At 54.0% G+C, this 19,594-nt stretch carries 16 protein-coding genes; 13 read left to right on the top strand and 3 right to left on the bottom strand.

Annotated features, from left to right (window positions below; all coding sequences use genetic code 11):
- Window positions 1-54 precede the first annotated feature (54 nt).
- The 3 genes from M1D70_RS03730 to M1D70_RS03740 all read left to right on the top strand — a co-directional run bounded on the left by M1D70_RS03730 (window position 55) and on the right by M1D70_RS03740 (window position 2,583).
- A complete protein-coding gene (locus tag M1D70_RS03730; protein WP_456289160.1) occupies window positions 55-933 on the top strand; it encodes an AraC family transcriptional regulator in 879 nt (292 codons plus the stop codon).
- 78 nt (window positions 934-1,011) lie between these two features.
- Complete coding sequence (locus M1D70_RS03735) at window positions 1,012-1,758, top strand: phytanoyl-CoA dioxygenase family protein (protein ID WP_456289161.1); 747 nt, start codon at window positions 1,012-1,014, stop codon at window positions 1,756-1,758.
- A 21-nt stretch (window positions 1,759-1,779) separates the two neighbouring features.
- Window positions 1,780-2,583, top strand: a complete 804-nt coding sequence (locus M1D70_RS03740) for a sugar phosphate isomerase/epimerase family protein (protein WP_456289162.1) — start codon at window positions 1,780-1,782, stop codon at window positions 2,581-2,583.
- Window positions 2,584-2,808: 225 nt separating this feature from the next.
- On the opposite strand, the gene M1D70_RS03745 is transcribed toward M1D70_RS03740, so the two are convergent.
- From M1D70_RS03745 to M1D70_RS03755, 3 genes are read right to left on the bottom strand one after another with little or no spacing between them, the layout of a single operon-like run.
- Window positions 2,809-3,339: a chromate transporter gene (locus tag M1D70_RS03745; RefSeq protein WP_456289163.1), complete on the bottom strand. Its 531-nt coding sequence runs from the start codon at window positions 3,337-3,339 to the stop codon at window positions 2,809-2,811.
- A gap of 24 nt (window positions 3,340-3,363) precedes the next feature.
- Window positions 3,364-4,011 carry a chromate transporter gene (locus M1D70_RS03750; RefSeq protein WP_050802792.1) on the bottom strand — a complete coding sequence of 216 codons (648 nt, stop codon included), beginning with the start codon at window positions 4,009-4,011 and terminating at the stop codon, window positions 3,364-3,366.
- Entirely contained in the window at window positions 4,011-5,549 is a 1,539-nt protein-coding gene (locus M1D70_RS03755; protein WP_456289164.1) for a sulfatase family protein, read from the bottom strand. The genes M1D70_RS03750 and M1D70_RS03755 overlap by 1 nt, the downstream gene beginning before the upstream one ends.
- Before the next feature lie 125 nt (window positions 5,550-5,674).
- Here M1D70_RS03755 and M1D70_RS03760 point away from each other — a divergent pair, with 125 nt between their 5' ends.
- The 10 genes from M1D70_RS03760 to M1D70_RS03805 all read left to right on the top strand — a co-directional run bounded on the left by M1D70_RS03760 (window position 5,675) and on the right by M1D70_RS03805 (window position 19,451).
- A complete protein-coding gene (locus M1D70_RS03760; protein WP_456289165.1) occupies window positions 5,675-6,529 on the top strand; it encodes an AraC family transcriptional regulator in 855 nt (284 codons plus the stop codon).
- A gap of 75 nt (window positions 6,530-6,604) precedes the next feature.
- Window positions 6,605-8,404, top strand: a complete 1,800-nt coding sequence (locus tag M1D70_RS03765; RefSeq protein ID WP_456289166.1) for a sensor histidine kinase — start codon at window positions 6,605-6,607, stop codon at window positions 8,402-8,404.
- A gap of 4 nt (window positions 8,405-8,408) precedes the next feature.
- On the top strand, window positions 8,409-10,052 hold the full coding sequence (locus tag M1D70_RS03770; RefSeq protein WP_456289167.1) for a response regulator: 1,644 nt from the start codon (window positions 8,409-8,411) through the stop codon (window positions 10,050-10,052).
- A gap of 194 nt (window positions 10,053-10,246) precedes the next feature.
- Window positions 10,247-11,818 carry an extracellular solute-binding protein gene (locus M1D70_RS03775; RefSeq protein ID WP_456289168.1) on the top strand — a complete coding sequence of 524 codons (1,572 nt, stop codon included), beginning with the start codon at window positions 10,247-10,249 and terminating at the stop codon, window positions 11,816-11,818.
- Between the two features lie 33 nt (window positions 11,819-11,851).
- Entirely contained in the window at window positions 11,852-12,814 is a 963-nt protein-coding gene (locus tag M1D70_RS03780; protein WP_456289169.1) for an ABC transporter permease, read from the top strand.
- 13 nt (window positions 12,815-12,827) lie between these two features.
- On the top strand, window positions 12,828-13,721 hold the full coding sequence (locus M1D70_RS03785; RefSeq protein WP_456289170.1) for a carbohydrate ABC transporter permease: 894 nt from the start codon (window positions 12,828-12,830) through the stop codon (window positions 13,719-13,721).
- A gap of 51 nt (window positions 13,722-13,772) precedes the next feature.
- Window positions 13,773-15,788 carry an alpha-L-arabinofuranosidase C-terminal domain-containing protein gene (locus tag M1D70_RS03790; RefSeq protein ID WP_456289171.1) on the top strand — a complete coding sequence of 672 codons (2,016 nt, stop codon included), beginning with the start codon at window positions 13,773-13,775 and terminating at the stop codon, window positions 15,786-15,788.
- Between the two features lie 216 nt (window positions 15,789-16,004).
- On the top strand, window positions 16,005-16,499 hold the full coding sequence (locus M1D70_RS03795; protein ID WP_456290383.1) for a pyridoxamine 5'-phosphate oxidase family protein: 495 nt from the start codon (window positions 16,005-16,007) through the stop codon (window positions 16,497-16,499).
- A gap of 508 nt (window positions 16,500-17,007) precedes the next feature.
- Complete coding sequence (locus M1D70_RS03800; RefSeq protein WP_456289172.1) at window positions 17,008-18,306, top strand: hemolysin family protein; 1,299 nt, start codon at window positions 17,008-17,010, stop codon at window positions 18,304-18,306.
- A 77-nt stretch (window positions 18,307-18,383) separates the two neighbouring features.
- Window positions 18,384-19,451, top strand: coding sequence for a hemolysin family protein (locus M1D70_RS03805; protein WP_009590516.1), 1,068 nt, complete (start codon window positions 18,384-18,386; stop codon window positions 19,449-19,451).
- The last annotated feature ends 143 nt before the right edge of the window (window positions 19,452-19,594 follow it).

The raw sequence follows: 19,594 nt of genomic DNA on the forward strand, positions 1-19,594 counted from the left end.
ACCGTCCACGGCGTGAGATTTTAGTGAATTGAAAAGCGAAAAGGAGCGTCACAAGTGGAAACCAAACAGCCTCCCAGGCTAACCAATGAGGATTACCGATTGCAGCCTCGCGCGCCTGTTCAAGTATTTCACGGCATTCATCCGGGGACGATTCCGCTGCATTGGCATGAATTTTACGAGCTGAGTTATGTAGTTGGGGGAGAAGGGGAGCATAGGCTCAACGGCTCCGCGTATCCGCTGTCTTCCGGAACCCTCTTCCTGCTGACGCCGGCCGACTTCCATGAGCTGGTGTCCAAGGAAGAAAAGCCTCTCGAAATATACAATGTCATTTTTACCGAGGCCATGATGGACGATAACCTGTATCACTGGTTGTTCGGAGGCAAGCTGGTGCTGCATGCACAGCTCGAGGAGATGCAGCACCGGCAGATATTCGCCGATTATGAACGGATGAGGGAAGAAACCGGAGCTTCGCGCGAAGGCAGCGAGATCGCGATTCGGGCTACGCTTCAGCGGCTGTTGGTGGATCTGAATCGGGGCAGTACCGCAAACTGCGCTTTGCCCACGAACGGGACCGGGAATCGGCAGCTCAACGTAAACCTGCAAAGGGCCTTGATCTACATTCACCACCACTTCCGGGAAGATTTGAGATTGGAAGATGCGGCCGCACAGGCCCAATACTCGGCTACGTATTTCAGCGAGTGTTTCTCGAAGTCCGTGGGACAGTCTTTTCAGCGTTACCTGCAAAATGTCAGAATGCAATTTGCCGAATCGCTGCTTCGGGCTTCCTCGCTGCCCGTCACCGAAATTTGTTACGCCTCCGGCTTCAATACGTTAGGGCATTTCGAGAGGGTGTTTCGTCAGCGAAAAGGGATGTCCCCCAGGCAGTACCGCCATCATGCAGGGATAGCCGAAGATATGCAGTATTTTTCCTAACGAATGCGCAGTATGGCTGTCACCGTCCGGGATATAATGGCCTCAGTTGGTGAAATTTCTACTTGACTGGAGGTTATGATGATGACAACGCAAGCGCTTTCGAAGCAGGAAGTTGAGTTTTATAAGGAGAACGGGTATTACCTATACCGGAAACCGCTCTTTAGCGCCGAAAAAATGCAGGTACTGACCTCCATCTTTGAAGAACAGCTCGAGGAGAAGGGCAGCAAGCTATCGGACGAACTGGATACCCCGCATTTCCGTGACGAAAGGCTGCTGGATTTCCTATTGGCCGATGAAGTGCTTGATCTGGTTGAACCGATCATCGGACCGAATATCGGGCTGTGGTCGAGCCATTTTATCTGCAAAGATCCGCATATCGGACGCGCTACGCCTTGGCATGAGGATTCGGCCTACTGGAACGGAAGATTAAGCAGCTTCGACAAGATTATCACCGTATGGCTGGCAATCGACCGCAGCTGGAAGGAAAATGGATGCATGCGCGTCATTCCGGGCACGCATCATAGCGGGTTCTCGGACTATGAGGAGGTGGACGGGACAAAGAATTTGTTCGACACCCAAATCAAGACCGGCTCGGTTGACGAGTCTAGGGCGGTTTATTTCGAACTGGAGCCAGGGGAATGCTCGCTTCACGATTCGCGCATCATTCATGGCGCGGCGCCGAATACAAGCCCGTACCGGCGCTGCGGGTACACCATGCGGTATTTCTCGACGGACGCGCTGGTTTATCCGGATAAGAATCCCGGTTTTAAGGTGTGGCTGGCCCGTGGAAAGAACATCGCCGGAACGAAATTCGTCAACGAATAACCCGGATGGGGATAAAGGAGCGTGCACGAATTGAACATTCAGCTGTATAAGGCCCTGTGGGGCATGGAGGGAAGCTGCAGGGACCAATTGACGAGGGCTGCACAGGCCGGTTACGCGGGAATTGAAGCTCCGCTGCCGCCGGCGAATCTGGAAGCCGAATTTAAGGATTTGCTGGAGGAATTTCAGCTTCATTACATTGCCCAGGTGACTACATCCGTGCCCCATCAAGACACCTTTGCCGAGCAGGCGCGCCGGGCCGCAGCCTTCGGCCCGAAGCTGATCGTGTCCCATAGCGCCCGGGATGGCATGAAGATCGAGGAGCAGCTGCGTTTTTTCGAGGCTGCGCTGAAAATAGAGCAGGAGGTCGGCATCACCATCGGGCACGAAACCCACCGGTCGCGGGCGATGTTCACGCCGTGGACGACGCGCACCTTGCTGGAGGAGTTCCCGGAGCTGAGCATTACGGCCGATTTCAGCCACTGGTGCTGCGTGACCGAGTCCTTGCTGGAGGACTATGCGGAAGACATGGAAACCGCCATACGCCGGACCGTCCATATTCACGCGCGCGTAGGCTACGCTCAGGGCCCGCAGGTTCCCCATCCCGGGGCGCCTGAATACGGCCGGGAGCTGACAGTCTTTGAAGCCTGGTGGTCACGCATTGTCCAATACCGAAGAGAGCAAGGGTTCAGTCACACCAGCATAACGCCTGAATTTGGTCCGGCCGGGTACATGCACACCCTCCCTTTCACAGGGGCTCCCGTCGCGGATCTCTGGGACGTAAACGAGTGGATGGCCAAACGTATTTCGGAACGGTTGGCGCCATAAATAAGAAACGAGAACAAGCCGGACCGTATAAAGGTTCCGGCTTGTTATTCGTTTCTTTGGGAAAGCCATCCCTGTAACCACTCATACACTCGCAGCCAGCCATCCAAGCATGCCCCGGACCAAGCACCAGGCCCCTCAGGGAGGGACCCGCGCACACGATGTACAAAGGAACCATATTGGGATGCTGTTGGAGCCGTCTGAAGCTTCCCGCCTCACCTTACCGCGTTAAAATAAAACGATGCCGGCAGCGCCGGCCATAAGGAGAATCAACAACGGGTGGAGTTTGTATTTGAGCAGGAGAAATAAACAAGCTCCGCAAATCAGCAGCGTGGGAATGAGTCCGCTTAATACCCCGTCGCCCTCATCGGGATAACCAAAATGAATGGCCGCATAGACGATGAGTCCGGTCGTGACCGGACGCAAGCCGTATAACGAAGATTTCACCCATGGATTCCCCCGCATGCGGTAGAAGAAGGCGGAGAGCATCACGATGACGACCAGCGACGGCAGGATGATGCCGGCGGTCGAGACGACGGCCCCGGCATAGCCGGCGGTCTGATAGCCGATCAGCGTGGCGGCATTGGTGGCGATCGACCCGGGTGCCATGCCGGCCAGCGCCACGGTCTGCTGGAATTCCGCTGCGGTCAGCAGCCCTTTTTCCGTGATCTCCTTCTGAATGACCGGGATAACCGCATAACCGCCGCCAAAAGACACAAGGCCTACGCCAATAAATATCATGAACAAGTCCCAATACATTTCCTTCGCCCCGATTCGTTTCGCTCAAATGTAATATTCCAATTCCGGGCAGCTGTCGGCCGCAGCCTTCTTCTCGGTATCCGCTCGAAGCCCCAGCCGTATTTTGATCTGGATGACGGCCATGCCGCCGAGCAGGCTAAGCGCAATCAGATAGAGGGGATGGAGGCCGGTGAACAGCATCACGGATACGGTGGCAAGGGCGGTGATCGTTGTGGTGGCATCAAAGACGGCATATTTGGCCATCCGGTAAGCAGCCACCGCGATCAGCGCGATGATGGCGCCGTGCATCCCCTTTAAAGCCGCTTCAACCTTGGGCTGATCCCGGAAAAATACCGCAGCCGTGCTGATCAGGAGCACGATGATAAATGTGGGGCATGTCACGCCCAGCACGGCCGAAACGGCCCCGGCCAAGCCGGCTTGGCGGTGCCCGATCATGGCGGCGGCATTCACGCCGACGCCGCCGGGAGCGGAACCGGCAAGCGAGATCAGCTCGCCGATTTCCTCCTCGTTCACCCATTTTTTCTTGCTCACCACTTCGCGCTCAATCATGGGCAGCATCGCGTATCCGCCTCCGAAGGTGGAAGGGCCGATGCGAAAGAAGGTCCAGAATAGCCGGGCCAGAAGCGTTATTTGTTCTTTCGCCCGGTTCATGTACGCGTTTAACTTCTGCATTAGGCGTGATGGATTCTCGGCATCGGCATCGGCTCCTTGCCAAGCTCGGCCCAGATATATTTAAGCAGCAGCTCCGCCTTCAGCTGCTCATATCCCGGTTCGTCCCACAAATTGTGCAGTTCTCCGGGATCTGCCTCAAGGTCAAACAGCTCGCCGTAGGTTTGATTGTAATAAACGGTGATTTTATAACGCTGCTCGATGTACGTTTTTTGATGAATCGTTGAAGGCTCATGCCGGAATTCGCAGAGGGCGTGCTGCCTTGCGGTATCGACGGCTCCGAGCCACACGTCCTTTTGGTCGATGCCCGTCATCGCGTGCGGGACCGGTATGCCGCAGAAGGATAGGAAGGTCGGGGCCAGATCGACCAGAGACTGTATTGCATTCGACCTTTTCCCGGCGGGCACCTGCCCCGGATAACGCACAATGAACGGAAGCTTGATCAAATCCTCGTAATGGAACCCGCCCTTGGCTTGAAGGCCGTGCTGGCCGAAGAAATGTCCGTGATCGGTGGTGAAGACAACGATCGTATTCTCCGACAGTCCCAGTTCGTCCAGTCTATCGAGTATTTTGCCGATATATTTATCCATCATGCTGATCATGCCGTAATACACGGCGACCAGCTTTTTCTTGTCGTATTCCGTTAACCTGGATTTCGAGCCGTATTCGTAATAGTGATGGGAACGGTAACCGTGAATGCCGAACCCGGTCTCAGCGAGATGCGAAAAATCGGGCTCCTCTTCCTGAGTCAATCCGAAATGCGGCGGATTCCGGTCATGCTCTCCGGGCGTCAGGGACGGGATCGTGAGTTTCTCCGGATCATACATCGAATCCCAAGGCTCCGGCACCAAATATTCCGGGTGCGGGTCGAAGAAGCTTGCCCACAAAAAGAATGGCTCTTCCGCCTTCTTGTACTGGTCCAAAAGCGTGTGGGTCCGCTCGGCGATCCAGGTATTGTAGTGGTATTTTTCCGGGATGGGCCATGTGTATGTTTGGGTAGGATCCATGGTTCCCGTAGGCGGCAGGAAGTAATCCCGCCAATTGGCGCATCCTTGCTCCTCGAGCCATAGGGCATAATGTTGTCCGACATGGGCCTCGTTCGTATGGTTGCGGGCCAGCTCGACGTGATCGAATCCGTAAAAAGGACCGTGAAAATCTCGCCAATACGCCAAATCCTGAAGGATCGGGTAGGCCTCCACGGATGGGTAATCTTCGGTTGATTTCAACGGCTGAAAATGCGCTTTTCCCACCAGTGCGGTCCGGTAGCCTGCGTCTTGGAAGCTTTCGCCCACGGTATGGCGGTCTTCCAGCAGCTTTGTTCCCAAGGTCCAGGCTCCATGCTGACTCGGGTACTGCCCCGTAATGATGGAAGCCCGGCTCGGCGTGCAGGTCGGATTGGGACAGTACGCCCGTTCGAACGTCGTACCTTGACGCGCGAGGCGGTCCAGGTTCGGCGTAGAGATTTCAGGCTGAAACGCGCCGATCGTATTCCAATGCTGCTGATCGCTAGTGATTAGCAAAATGTTAGGTCTTCTCGACAAGTGTAATCCCCTCCTAGTATGGATGATATTGAAAAATAGGGGTTATCAAAATAGCACCGTGTTATATTTTTGTTGTCATTTTGTTATTCTTGATGAAAGAATGAAGGGAAGAGGGGGAAGTCGAGTTGCAGGAGTACGAATACGAGTATGCCGAGTTTATCTACTATACGCCGGGATATTTGGATAAAGAAGCACAGATCTGGCCCGTCCGGGCGGGGCGAAGTTTAGCCAAGCCCAATTACAGGGTCGGGCCGAAACGGATCGAGTGTTACAGTCTGCACTTCGTGCATGAGGGAACGGTGCGGCTGGAGTTCGACGGCAAACGAGTGGATCTGCAGAAGAATGATCTGTTCTGCCTGTTTCCGGGCCGGACCTATTACTATCACCTGCTTCCCTCGGATGCACCGCTCCGGATGAGCTGGCTGGCCTTGGACGGAAACAGGGTCGGGCCGCTGCTCGAGCTGGCCGGCTTGGTGCCGGAAAGCCCGTTCGGCAGACAAATGATATCCTCCCGGGTCGAAGAGTCCGCCGAACGCGTGATTGATGCATTGGCCGGCGTCGAGCGCTGGAAGCCGTCGGTATCGCTGGAACTGCACGGCTTGGTTTATGGTCTGCTCGCGGGCATGGTTCCCGATGCGGCTTCCGCAGAGCCGACGGAGCTTGCGGGATGGATTCACGAGTGTTTGGATTACATGGAATTGCATGCTACCGAGGGAATTTCCGTACAGCAGGTTGCCGAATTCGCGGGGGTGCACCGCTCGTACTTCTCCAATATGTTCGCGAGTCAGGTCGGAATGCCCCCCCTGAAGTACCTTCAGCGCATCCGAATGGAAAAGGCCAAACGGTTACTAGCGGAAACGGACGCCACGATCACCGAGATTGCCCTGTCCCTGGGCTATCCCAATTTGTATTCATTCACCCGGGCGTTCAAGATTTACTTCAAGGTGCCGCCCATAACGATGCGTGAAAATCCATGCTGATTTCTGGAAGCGTTATATACTTTTGAAAACGGTTACGGCCCGGTTCTACTGAACCTAAAAAAGGAGACACTCGCCATGAAGCTCTCTACGATTCAAAGATGGCTATCGCCCAGACGTAGCATTCAAGGGAAAATCTTCATTGCGTTCAGTGCGGTTACGCTCGTGTCCATCGTCTCCATTACGGTCATCGTGTATATGAGCATGCGCGAGACGATCATGCAAAATGCCGTCACCTCGGTTTCGGACAGCATCCGGCAGGCGGATGAATCGCTGAATATGATGCTGGAGGAAATCGACCGGCTGAACACCGTCGTGGTGACCAACAAAAACACGGTGATCGACACGCTGCTGAGCCCCCATGAAGAGATTAGTTATGAATGGTTTCAGGAACAGAAGCGGATCGACGAGTTTCTCTCCGTTCTGATCGATTACAAGCCCTATATTTCGCGAATTGCGGTGGTCGGTTTGAACGGGAAGGTGTATTTCTCGGGCGGTCCTTGGCTGGACAAGACGGTTTTGGGCAGCCCCATGATGGATTACATGCTCCACAACGGATCGCGCCATGCCTATTTCAAGCAGTCGGGCGTATCGGATGCCATCACGATCGGCCGGGAGATTCGATATAACCGCGAAACGATCGGAGTGGTCATGGTGGATTTGAATTATGATTTTATCCAAAAAACATACGGCGTGAAGCCGACCACCGACAGCATGATTTATGTGCTGGACAAGCAGGGCGGTTTCGTCTATGAAGCCGAATCGGCGCCAGCCTTCGCCCCGTCGTTCGATAAGATTCTCCGCATTCATCCGGACCTTGCAGGGAATGGGGATGCCATCAAGCAAAGCATAGACGGCCGAGATTACATCGTTGTGAGCCGTCAATCCGGGTATACGGGATGGAGCACCCTGGCCCTGATACCAATGGACTCGCTGCTGAGCGAATCGGCAAGGCTCCGCAAACTGTTGGCGGAGGTATCCATCATCGTGTTTATCGTTGTCCTGATCGCTTCGCTGCAGGTATCTTCCCGAATCACCCTCAACATAAGGCGATTGAAATCCCTGATGATGTTCGTGAAGGAAGGGAATCTGACGTTTCCGAAAAAGGAAATCAAAAGCGAGGACGAGACCGGACAGCTGTACCGCGTCTTCATCAGCATGGTGGAGGATTTGAAGCGGCTGCTGGAAGGGATCCGGGTCAGCGAGAAAGAGAAGCGGGAGGCCGAATTAACGGCGCTACAGGCGCAGATTCATCCTCATTTTTTATACAATTCGCTGAATACCATCAAGTATTTGGCCAAGATGAACGGCGTGCCGAATATCGAAGAGGTGTCCGGATCGTTGATTGAGCTCATGCGCGGCGTTTTGGGCAATTCGAGCGAATTTTTAACGGTTCAAGAGGAGCTGGATTATGTAGAACGCTATATCTCCATCGTGAAGTACAGGTATATGGAGCCGATCCGGATGGTCACCCAGGTGGAGGACGATGCTTTGCTGGAATGCCGGGTCCTGAAGCTGATGCTGCAGCCCCTCGTGGAAAATGCCATCATTCATGGCATCGGACCGCTGGAGCAGGAGGGACTCGTGCTGATACGCGTATGTGAAGAGGGAAGCGACCTCAAGATTGAAGTGATCGACAATGGCAAGGGGATGACGGCGGGGCAGCAGGAACAACTGTTGGGGGAGACGGGCAAGAACGGGAACACGTCCCGTTTCAGCGGCATGGGGGTACGCAATGTGCATGAGCGGATCGTTCACATGTACGGCGATGGCTACGGCGTCAAATTGTACAGTGAGCCGGGTTTATATACGAAGGCCGAGATTCGGCTTCCGAACATAGTGGAGAATAAGGATAAATCCCGACAAGAGGTGATATAAGGCCATGTTTCAAGTGCTGCTTGTTGACGACGAACCGCTGGTGCGGCATGATCTGCGAACGCTGTTGGACTGGAATGAGCATGGATTCGAATTATGCGGCCAAGCGCATAACGGCATCATGGCGCTCGCGATGATCGAGCAGTCTCCTCCGCATATCGCGATTATAGACGTGAATATGCCGGAAATGAACGGCGTGGAGCTCAATCGGGCGATTAAGGCACGGTTTCCGTCCATTCAGACGATCATGCTCAGCAGCTTTGATGATTATGACTACGTGCGGGAGTGCCTGAAGAACGGCTCCATCGATTATTTATTGAAGCATCGGCTGGACGGTGCGACGCTTGCTGCCCTGCTTAACAAAGCGGTCCTTGAATTGCGCCAGGCGGATCGGCTGCCGGAAGAGAGCGAGGCCCGCAAGGTTAAGACCGAGCGGATAAATCCCGTGCACATCCGCGACTATATCGTGCATCTGGTCAGGGGACGGAAGGAGGCCACCCTGGAGGTTGAGGCGTTTTCGCGAGAAAACGGCCTGTACACCGGTGCGTCAAGCTATGCGGCCGCGGCCCTGCAGATTGTTCCGTTCCTGCTGCTGACGGAGTCGTACAGCGACGTGCAGACGAATCGGCTGGTTCAGCAGGTGGTCGATATGATGCAGCAGAGCCTTGGCGATATCCGGGAGCGGACGGCAGCTTATGTGGAGGATGGACGCTTCATGATCGTGTTTGCGTTTAAGGAACGGAGCGAACATGCCATAAAGAGCGAAATCGACGGACAGATGAGGAAGCTTCAGCATGCGCTTGAGATGTTCCTCAATTTAAAATGCGTAAGCGCCGTCGGACATGTGTGCACCAGCCTGACCCAACTCGGCACAAGCTACGGCTCCGCCGAACGGCTACTCGACGCTTCCCGCTCGGAGCCGTCCGGCAACAGCGCGGCCCTCAGGATGCCCGGCCGGGCCGGCGGGCTTGCCGATGAATACCACCAGCGGGTGTCTCTAACGATCGAGGAGCACAAACAGCTGCTGCTTTCGATTGAACGACTGGACATCGAAGGCGTGCACGGTTTAATCGATTCTGTTTTTGCTTCCATCCACCATCTGCCGATCCATTCGCATACGGTCCAGATGATGGTCAGCGAGCTCATGCAAACCGGGGACAAGGCTTTGAAAACCTGGATGCCAGGGACGGAAGACGCCAAGGTAAAGCTCCCGTCCCGAAGCGAGCTCGGAAGGATCGGCAGCGTCGGGGAGCTGGTGCAGTGGCTGCAATCCTTCTATGCAGGCTTGCTCGGACTGCTGAAGCAGCATCGGGCGGGAGGGCCTTATTCCCGGCATGTCACGCAGGCCATACACTTTATTCTGGAGCGGTACCCGGGTTATGTGACGCTGGAGCTTGCCGCGGGCGCCATCGGCCTGAACTCTTCCTATTTGAGCCGAATATTCAAGGAAGAGACGCAGCGGACGTTCTCGGAGTACCTGAATCGGGTTCGGATCGATGCGGGGCGCAAGCTGCTGGAAAGCGGCAAATATTCGATCAAGGAAATCAGCGGGCAGGTGGGGTTTACGACCCATAATTATTTTTTCAAGGTATTCAAGGAAATGACGGGCCTGACCCCGCAGGAGTATTTGAACCGCCTGGGAAGAGGATAAGGATAAAACCAAGTATTCGGATGGGCAGGAAAACGGACTCGAAAGCCGCCTTGTTATAAACCGTAAAATATGTGGAGTAAATGGTCAAATTTTTGTAACGGGCCGTCGGGGCGCGTGAATTATAATAAGCACACACCAACAGTAAACGCTTACAAAAGGGGTTGGTGATTAAGAGATATGGGGGTAGCTGATACATGCTTAAACGATGGGGAAGAAACGCGGTCATCTCCATGATCGTTTCCAGCTTGATGCTGGCCGGATGCAGTTCCGATGGAGGATCGAAGAAGGAAGCCGCACCCGAAGCTGCGGAGAATGTCGTACATACCACGGGGTTTCCGATCGTCGATCAAGCGGTGGAACTGAAAATGTTCACCCGGATTGCGCCCGTGAACGGTCCGTTCAAGGAAATGCCGGTGTTCCAGGATTACGAGAAATTGAGCAACGTCAAGGTGGAATTCATCGAAGCGCCGACGGACGGCTTCCAGGAGAAGAAAAACCTGCTGTTTGCTTCCAACGAGCTGCCTGATGCCTTGTTCCGCTCCGGTCTGTCGCCGCTCGAGGCCGTTCGCTACGGATCGGCAGGCCAATTGATCCCTCTGGAAGGCCTCATCGACGAATACGCGCCGAACCTGAAGAAATTGATGGAGGAATATCCTGAAATCCGCGCGGGCATCACGACGCCGGAGGGACATATCTATGCGGTTCCGGGCATTGTGACGCTGGGCGCGGCGCGGACGGATAAGAAATGGATCAACCAGATGTGGCTGGAGAAGCTGAATCTGGAGGTACCGGAGACGACGGACGAACTGTATGAGGTGCTGCTTGCCTTCCGCGACAGTGACCCGAACGGCAACGGGAAGCAGGATGAAATTCCGATGACGGCCCGTGTCGGATTGGCGATCGTTGCCGCGATGAGCGGCTCATTCGGTCTCGATACGCAGCTCGGATATAACATCAATATCGACAACGACAAAGTGAGCATCTGGATGGGCAGCGACAAGAATAAAGAGATGCTCATGTACTTAAACAAGCTTTATAAGGAAAAGCTGCTGGACCCCGAGATCTTCTCGCACACCGAAGCGCAGTATTTGGCCAAGCAAGGGTCGGGCAATGCGGGATTCTTCTTTGACCAAACCAACAATAACTTCTTGTCGATTCAGGATCAATATACCGGAATCGCGCCGCCCGCAGGTCCGAACGGAGACCGGATGCAAAGCCAGGCCTTGCCGATTGCGCGAGACTTCGGTGCCTTTGCCATCACGTCCATCAACAAGTATCCGGAAGTCACGATGCGCTGGATCGATTATTTTTACAGCGACGAAGGATCGACGCTTCTGAGATTCGGCAGGGAAGGGGAGCACTACGAGCTCAAGGACGGGATTCCATACTATACGGAGGATTTCCTGAAGGATATTACCAATCAGGCCAAAATCACGCCTTATGCGGGAGGAGGGGCCCCTCACATCATCAGCGAACAGGTCGCTTCGTTCATCAACCCGCCGCAGGTGCAGGAGGCGCAGCAGCAGCTGGATCCGTTCATGCCGAAGGTTCGTTACGCCGCCCCGATGTTTGATGAGCAAACCGCGCAGCAGGTCAACATTCTGCGCAACGACATCGACAAATACTACGAGGAGCAAAGCACGAAGTTCATTGTGGGCGCGCTTAGCTTCGACAAGTGGGGAGAATTCCAATCCACGCTCCAAAAGATGAAAATCGGCGAACTGGAGAAATTGTATCAGGATGCTTATGACAAGATGGAGAAATAAAGCTGCCACATCATCGTGAAGGAGTGGATGCCCATGAAGAGCGCCAACGCCGATAAAGCGATGGCTCTGCCTCGAAGCGATTCGAGGCGGGGCCCCCGCCTCTTAAAGCAAATGGCCAAGCGGTATGATCTGTATCTCATGCTGCTACTGCCCATCGTCTGGTATTTGGTGTTTCACTACGGTCCGTTGTACGGGCTTCAGATTGCCTTTAAAAATTTCAATCCGGCCAAAGGCATTCTCGGCAGCAGCTGGGAGGGCTTCGGACACTTTGAACGCTTCTTCGACTCGTATTATTTCTGGCGGCTGCTGTGGAATACGCTATCCATCAATTTGTTCTCGCTCTTGATTGCCTTTCCGATTCCGATCCTGCTGGCCCTAATCATCAGCGAAATTCGCAGCAAGACCTTCAGCAAATGGCTGCAGAACATTACGTATATCCCGCATTTTATTTCGGTGGTCGTCATCGTCGGCATCTTGAACGTGTTCCTGTCTCCGACCAGCGGTCCCGTCAACCTGTTGATCGAGGCCTTCGGAGGCACGCCGATCCGCTTTCTGGAGGAAGCGGGGTGGTTCAAGACGATCTTTATCGGTTCTAACATATGGCAGAACATGGGATGGCAGTCCATTATCTACATTGCGGCGCTGAGCGGCGTGAACCCGCAGCTGTACGAGGCGGCGAAGATGGACGGGGCTTCAAGGCTGCGGCGCATTTGGCATATTTCCTTGCCGGGCATTGCGCCTGTCATCATCATTTTGCTTATTTTGGATATCGGCCATTTCATGAACGTGGGCTTCGAGAAAATATTATTGATGCAGAACAACTTGAATCTGGAATCAAGCGACGTTATTTCCACGTTTGTCTACACGACGGGCATTTTAAAAGGGGAGTACAGCTACACGGCTGCAATCGGCCTGTTTAATTCCGCCATCAATCTGGTGCTGCTCCTGCTTGTGAACCGGATTGCGCGCAAGACGTCGGAGACGAGCTTATGGTAAAGGGGGGACGGACATGTCCAAGCCATCAACAGTAAAAGGTGCCTCGAGTGAACGGCTATTCGACATTATGATCTACGCGATCGCAGCGATCATTATCGTCATCGTGCTGTACCCGCTGTTGTTTATCGTCAGCGCTTCGTTCAGCGACCCGGCACGGGTATTGAACGGCGAAGTTTGGCTGCTGCCGAAGGGCGTGACGCTGGATGCCTATGAGAATATTTTGCACAACGACAAGATTTGGACGGGATATCGCAATACCATCCTCTACACGACCGTCGGCACGGCGATCAATATCATCATGACGATATTGGCGGCCTATCCGCTGTCGAGACCCGACCTTCCCGGACGCAACGGGATCATGGTGCTGATCACGCTGACCATGTTCTTCAACGGCGGGCTGATTCCGACGTATCTGTTGGTCAAAGATTTGGGAATGGTCAACACGATGTGGGCGCTGATCATACCCGGGGCGATCGCAACGTACAACCTGATCGTGATGAGGACGTATTTCCAATCGAGCATTCCTTGGGAGCTGCAGGAGGCGGCCCATATCGACGGTTGCTCCAATTGGAGGCTGCTGTGTAGCATCATTCTCCCCCTATCGAAGCCGATCCTGGCGGTCATGGTGTTGTTCTATGCGGTCGGCCACTGGAATTCGTTCTTTAATGCACTCATATACATCCGAAACGAAGACCTGCACCCGCTTCAGCTGGTGCTGCGCGAAATTTTGCTGATCAGCCAATCGGATGCCGTGGACGGCAGCGTGGGACTGGAAGAAAGCATCCTGCTGGCCGAAAGCATCAAATACGCGGTCATTATCGTATCCAGTTTGCCTGTACTGCTGATGTATCCTTTGGTGCAGCGGCATTTCGTGAAAGGCGTCATGATCGGCTCGATCAAAGGGTAATGCCGGTATGATCGCACCGCTCAACTTAAAATTCCATTGGAGGTTATATTCTTGAATACGAACGCAACGATTACCATTGATTGCAGCCGCAAGAGCGAGCATGAGATTAATCCGTATCTGTTCGGTCATTTTGTGGAGGATATCCGGGACCATATGGAGGCGATGCTCGCGTTTCCGCTGAAGGACATGGATTTTGAGAGCGATGCAGAAACGAAGACGCCGGTATCGGGAAGCTGGCGCGCGTATACGAACGGACGCAACACCCAGTATGCGATGGAAGCACCGGCGCCCCGGCATTCGGGGAGAACCCAGCGCATCCGCATCCTGAGCGATGATGAAGCTTATGCCGGCATAACGCAGAAAGCGGCATTAAAGGGGCCGATGAACTATACGGTTCGTCTTGTCGCCCGGGCCTCCGTCGAGCTTCAATACGTGACGGTGGAAGCCGTGGACCGGCGCACGGAAGAGACGCTTGGGCGGCTTCGCATGGAGCTTGGCAGCCATAACTGGCAGCACTGCGAGGCGCAGCTGTCCATATCGCGCGCTTGCAGAAATGCCGAAATCCGGGTATATGTTCCGGCTGAGCATCCAAGGTGGATCGATCACGTGTCCACCGGCATGCTCTGGATCGATCACGTCTCTTTGCTGCCCGTCGACAGCATCGCCATGGTCAAACGCGAAGTGGTCGAGATGACTAAAGATTTGAATGCGGGCATGATGAGACTCGCAGGCAATTACATCAGCGCTTACCATTGGGAGCATGGCGTCGGTCCGGTCCTGGAAAGGCCGGTCATGTACAATGAGGCCTGGGGAGGGTGGACCAGCAAATATTTCGGAACGGACGAATTCATCCGCTTTTGCCGAGAGCTGCAGGTGGAGCCCCTGATTTGCGTGAACGACGGATCGGGCACCCCTGAAGAAGCCGCGCAGTGGATCGAATACTGCAACGGGGGCGCGGATACGCCGATGGGGGCTTTACGTGCCCGGAACGGCTTCCCTGAGCCGTATAACGTCAAGTACTGGGAGATCGGCAACGAAGTGTGGGGCCAATGGCAGGTCGGAACTTGCACGGCCGAGCAGTTTGCGGAGCGGACGATATCGTTTGCCAAGGCCATGAAGGAGGCGGACCCTTCCATCGTGCTGCTGGCCTGCGGTCATTACGAGCAGAACTGGAATAAGGCCGTGCTGGACCTGGCCGGCGAGAGCATCGATTATTTGACGCTGCATTTGTATCACGGCTACGGCCCTTTCGGCATGAACCGGGATACGCCGGCGGAGGATCGCTATAAGGCGATTGCCTCTTATCCCGAGTGGACCCGGCACCATGTCCGGCAGACGACGGAGCTGATCCGGTCCCGCCCGGAGCACAGCCACGTCAAGCTGGCGATCACTGAATACAACACGATGTATTATCCGAATACGGTACGGAAAGGGCTGCCGAATGAGCACACGCTGGGAGCCGCGGTGGCCAATGCTGCCAACCTGAATGAAATGATGCGCTGCAGCGACATGGTGCACATCGGCAGCTTCTCTGACCTGGTAAATGGTTGGCTGGGCGGCTGCATACGCGTCGGGGACTATTATGCGGACCAATACTGCGGCAAGCAGCCCGGGTGGAGCAGGCATCCCCTTACGATCTACGGGACGCCGACCTATGAAGTGCTGAAGCTTTACGCCAATCGGGACGTTCGGCGCGTCCTTCCCGTCCAAGCGGAATGCGGAACCTTCTCCGTGGCTTCGAGGAAGGAGACGCCTATGGCGCTTGACGCGCTTCCGGACCTGGACATCGTGGCGGGGACGAATGACGACGGCAGCATCGTCACCGTGTTGATCGTAAATCGAAGCCTGGAGGCGGTTAGGGCCGTGCTGGATTTGAAAGCCTTCGAGGCTTCCGGGGAAACGACCCTTTACGAAATCACCGGCGATTCTTACGATGACATCAACTCCGTTTTTCAGCCGGAACATATTATGTGCAAGGAAAGCAGGGTTCCTGCAGAGGCATGGCGCCAAGGTTACGACTTGCGGCCTTCATCCGTTTACGCGCTGGAATTCAGAGCTCAGGTGTGATGATATGAAGCCGTCCTTTTAAAAATGAATGTTTCGTGCGATAAAGTCGGACTGCGCCTGCAGTTCCGGCTTTTTCTGCGCAGGGAACGGTTCCGTTCCGGCCTGAATCCACGCAGGAAGACCGTTACGAATGGACACGAAATGTTACATGATTCATCGTTTAACTTATTTATGGGAAGTGTAATTAGAGATAAATACAAGGATGGGGTGATTGAGATGGCAAACGGAACCGTTGTAAACCAGGAAGCGGTCGAAACCGTGAAGGAGATTATCAAGGATATCGAAACGGCCATGTTCTCCACGATATCGGAGGGCGGGATCAATGCCAGGCCGATGCAGACGCAGGATATCGAATTCGACGGCGACTTGTGGTTCTTAACGAAGCGGGATACCAGCAAATACGAAGAAATCCTGGCGAATCCCAACGTGAATGTCGCTTATGTGGGGAAATCCTACGTATCGATCCGAGGCAAAGCCGAAGTCGTGAATGATCTGGAGAAGAAAAAGGCGCTCTGGAATGCGGCGTACGAAAAATTTCTGCAGACGTCCTATGACGATCCCAACATTATTCTGATCAAGGTGGACACGGACACCGCGGAGTATTGGGAAACCGGAAACAAAACGAAAACGGTGAAAGCCTTCTTCAAGAAAATGGTGGGCCAAGAGCCAAAGGGCGACTCGGATATAAACAAAACCGTAGATCTCCATTGATAACGAAATATGTTCATTAGCAGTGGCAAAACCGCAGGATCCAGCATCACGATCCTGCGGTTTTTTATGTTAGCCGAACCCGGGCGCATATCCTTCAAGACGGAACCCGTATTGGTTATGTATGGATGAGCACCGGATAGGGTGGGCACTTTAATACATAACAGGGCATATTTAGCATCAACAAGGAATATACCTCATCAAACAAGTGAGAATTATGTGAATTCGTGCTGGAATTCGTCCGCAAACCATAACGTGCAACTGGATGGTTTGATTGCGATCATGATATAATTTTTTCATAAACATGAAAAATAGATTCCAGGAGAGGAGGTAGTACATTGGGAAGGCGTTATTGCAAATGGATCAAATTGCGGAACTAGGTTGTAATATTCTCTTCTGCGAACTACCTCTTTTTCATGGAGATATCGTATAGAGACATGACCTGTTCAGATGCAAAAGCACATGGCCTTTAATTCAATCTGGAGGTGAATCCCTCTGAAGAGGGAAATCATTGGACATTATTACCATCACTAATTTAATCATACTTGCCATACTGATTGCGTTGACCGCTTTTTTCGTGGCGTCCGAGTTTGCCGTCGTTAAAATCCGCATGTCGCGGATCGATCAATTGATAACGGAAGGAAACAAAAAGGCGGTTGTTGCCAAAAAGGTAGCCGGCGATCTCGATTACTATCTCTCGGCCTGCCAGCTCGGCATTACGGTGACGGCGCTGGGGCTCGGGGCCATCGGCAAGCCGGCCGTTGAGCGCATTATGTACCCGGTATTCGATTGGTTTGACGTATCGGCTTCTACGGCCTCGATTGCCTCTTACGCCATTGCGTTCATTCTCGTAACCTTTTTGCATGTCGTGGTGGGAGAGATGGCGCCCAAGACCTTGGCTATTCAATTCTCGGAAAAGACGACGCTGCTCCTTGCAGCCCCGCTGTATTGGTTCGGCAAGCTGATGTATCCGTTCATTTGGGCGTTGAATGGAGCCTCGCGCGTGCTGCTTCGTGCATTCGGCGTGAAACCTGCGCCGCATGAGCAGGCCTATACGGAGGAGGAACTGCGCATCGTCATGGCGCAGAGCTTTCAGGGCGGCGAGATCAATGGGACCAAGCTGGCTTACATGGAAAACGTGTTTTCGTTTGATGAGCGCGTGGCCAAAGACATTATGGTACCGAGAACGGATCTGATCACCCTGGATAAAAGCATGGAATACCCGGACATCGTCCGTATCCTGGATGAGCACAACTATACGCGGTACCCTGTCATCGAGGACGGCAGCAAGGATCGGGTGGTTGGCGTCGTCAACGTCAAGAAGATGCTGCCCCACATCGTGGCAGGACGAGACCGCAAGCTGGAAGAATTCGTTCGGGACCTCCCGGTCGTGCTTGAAATTACGCCGATCCAGGATGCCATGCTGAAGATGCAGCAGGAGCAGATGCATATGGCTTTGGTGATTGATGAATACGGCGGTACGGCGGGGATCCTGACCCTGGAGGATATTTTGGAAGAGATCGTAGGGGAAATTCGCGACGAATTCGATGAAGATGAAGTAGCGGATATCCGGAAGATCGGGGAACGCGAATACCTGATAAGCGGACGGGTTCTCTTGGAGGAGCTTGAGAAGCGCTTCGGTTTGGTATTCGAGGATAACGAGGAGATGGATACGATCGGCGGCTGGATTCAGTACCAGAAAGGCACGACGGCTCAGGACGGCGATGAGATCCAGCATGGCGAGCATATATGGGCCGTAGCGGAAACGGATAATTTTCAGATCAAACACGTCATTCTCAGACACGGATGATCAAGGGCATGGCATGATCCCGTGTACATTCAGACCATAACTTTTTTGGAGGTGAATCCCTCGCAAGAGGGAAATCATTGGACGGAATAATCGCGTTGAATTTATTTTTGGTAGCCGTGTTCATAGGACTGACTGCATTTTTCGTAGGGGCCGAATTCGCCATCTTGAAGGTGCGGCTGTCGCGGATCGATCAATTGATCGCCGAGGGGAATAAACGGGCGGTCACGGCCAGGAAGGTAGCCCATGAGCTGGATTACTATTTGTCCGCCTGCCAGCTTGGAATTACCATTACGGCTCTCGTGCTGGGCGCGTTGGGCGAACCGACCGTCGAAAGGATGCTGCATCCGTTGTTTGAACGATTCGACGTGCCGGCGGCGGTGGCAACGGTGCTCTCTTATGCCATTGCCCTCGGGATCATCACGTTCCTGCATGTCGTCATCGGGGAACTGGCGCCTAAAACATTGGCGATCCAATTTGCCGAGAAAATGACGCTGCTGCTGGCATCTCCCTTGTATTGGTTCGGGAAGATCATGTATCCGTTCATTTATGCATTGAATGGAGCTTCGCGTCTCCTGCTTCGAGTATTCGGCGTAAAGCCGGCAGGGCATGAAACGGTCCATTCCGAGGAGGAATTGAAGTGGATCGTGGACCAGAGCTACGAGAGCGGCGAAATTAACCAGACCGAGATGGGGTATTTGACCAATATATTTGCTTTTGAGGAGCGCACCTTGCGCGAAATCATGGTACCGAGAGATCGCATCGTTACGGTAGAACGAGGGTGGCCGCTTGCCAATATCCTGGAGGTTCTCGGCGAGTACGACTATACCCGTTACCCGGTGACGGAATCGGGACGCGCGGAGGATTTCATCGGGTTTATCCATACGAAGGAGATGCTGACGGGCATAGCGGCTGGAAGAAACTGCAGCGTGAATGACTTTATTCACGACATGCCGCGTTTTCCGGAGTCGTCTTCGATCAAGGACGTCCTGATCAAAATGCAGCAAATCCGCGTGCATATGGCTGTCGTGACGGACGAATCCGGCACGGCGATCGGGCTGGTGACGATGGAGGATATTCTGGAGGAGATCGTGGGCGACATTCGGGACGAATCGGATCGCCGCGAGCTGCAGGGGGCACACGCCTAAGCGAAGGCGAACCAGCATCGGGCACGATTCTGGAATAGGGTTAAACGTCCTTGTGGCCACCCCTCCGTGGTGAGAGGGCATGGAATAACCGAAACATAAAAGAGCAGCTTCAACACGAAGCTGCTCTTTTTGCATGTGTCCTA

The organism is Paenibacillus sp. AK002 (genome assembly GCF_053903045.1).

Bases quoted from the DNA above. Each gene is read 5' to 3' on its own strand.
- M1D70_RS03735 (WP_456289161.1), top strand. From the start codon at position 1,012: ATGATGACAACGCAAGCGCTTTCGAAGCAGGAAGTTGAGTTTTATAAG.
- M1D70_RS03745 (WP_456289163.1), bottom strand. From the start codon at position 3,339: ATGTATTGGGACTTGTTCATGATATTTATTGGCGTAGGCCTTGTGTCT.
- M1D70_RS03750 (WP_050802792.1), bottom strand. From the start codon at position 4,011: ATGCAGAAGTTAAACGCGTACATGAACCGGGCGAAAGAACAAATAACG.
- M1D70_RS03765 (WP_456289166.1), top strand. From the start codon at position 6,605: ATGAAGCTCTCTACGATTCAAAGATGGCTATCGCCCAGACGTAGCATT.
- M1D70_RS03770 (WP_456289167.1), top strand. From the start codon at position 8,409: ATGTTTCAAGTGCTGCTTGTTGACGACGAACCGCTGGTGCGGCATGAT.
- M1D70_RS03775 (WP_456289168.1), top strand. From the start codon at position 10,247: ATGCTTAAACGATGGGGAAGAAACGCGGTCATCTCCATGATCGTTTCC.
- M1D70_RS03780 (WP_456289169.1), top strand. From the start codon at position 11,852: ATGAAGAGCGCCAACGCCGATAAAGCGATGGCTCTGCCTCGAAGCGAT.
- M1D70_RS03785 (WP_456289170.1), top strand. From the start codon at position 12,828: ATGTCCAAGCCATCAACAGTAAAAGGTGCCTCGAGTGAACGGCTATTC.
- M1D70_RS03795 (WP_456290383.1), top strand. From the start codon at position 16,005: ATGGCAAACGGAACCGTTGTAAACCAGGAAGCGGTCGAAACCGTGAAG.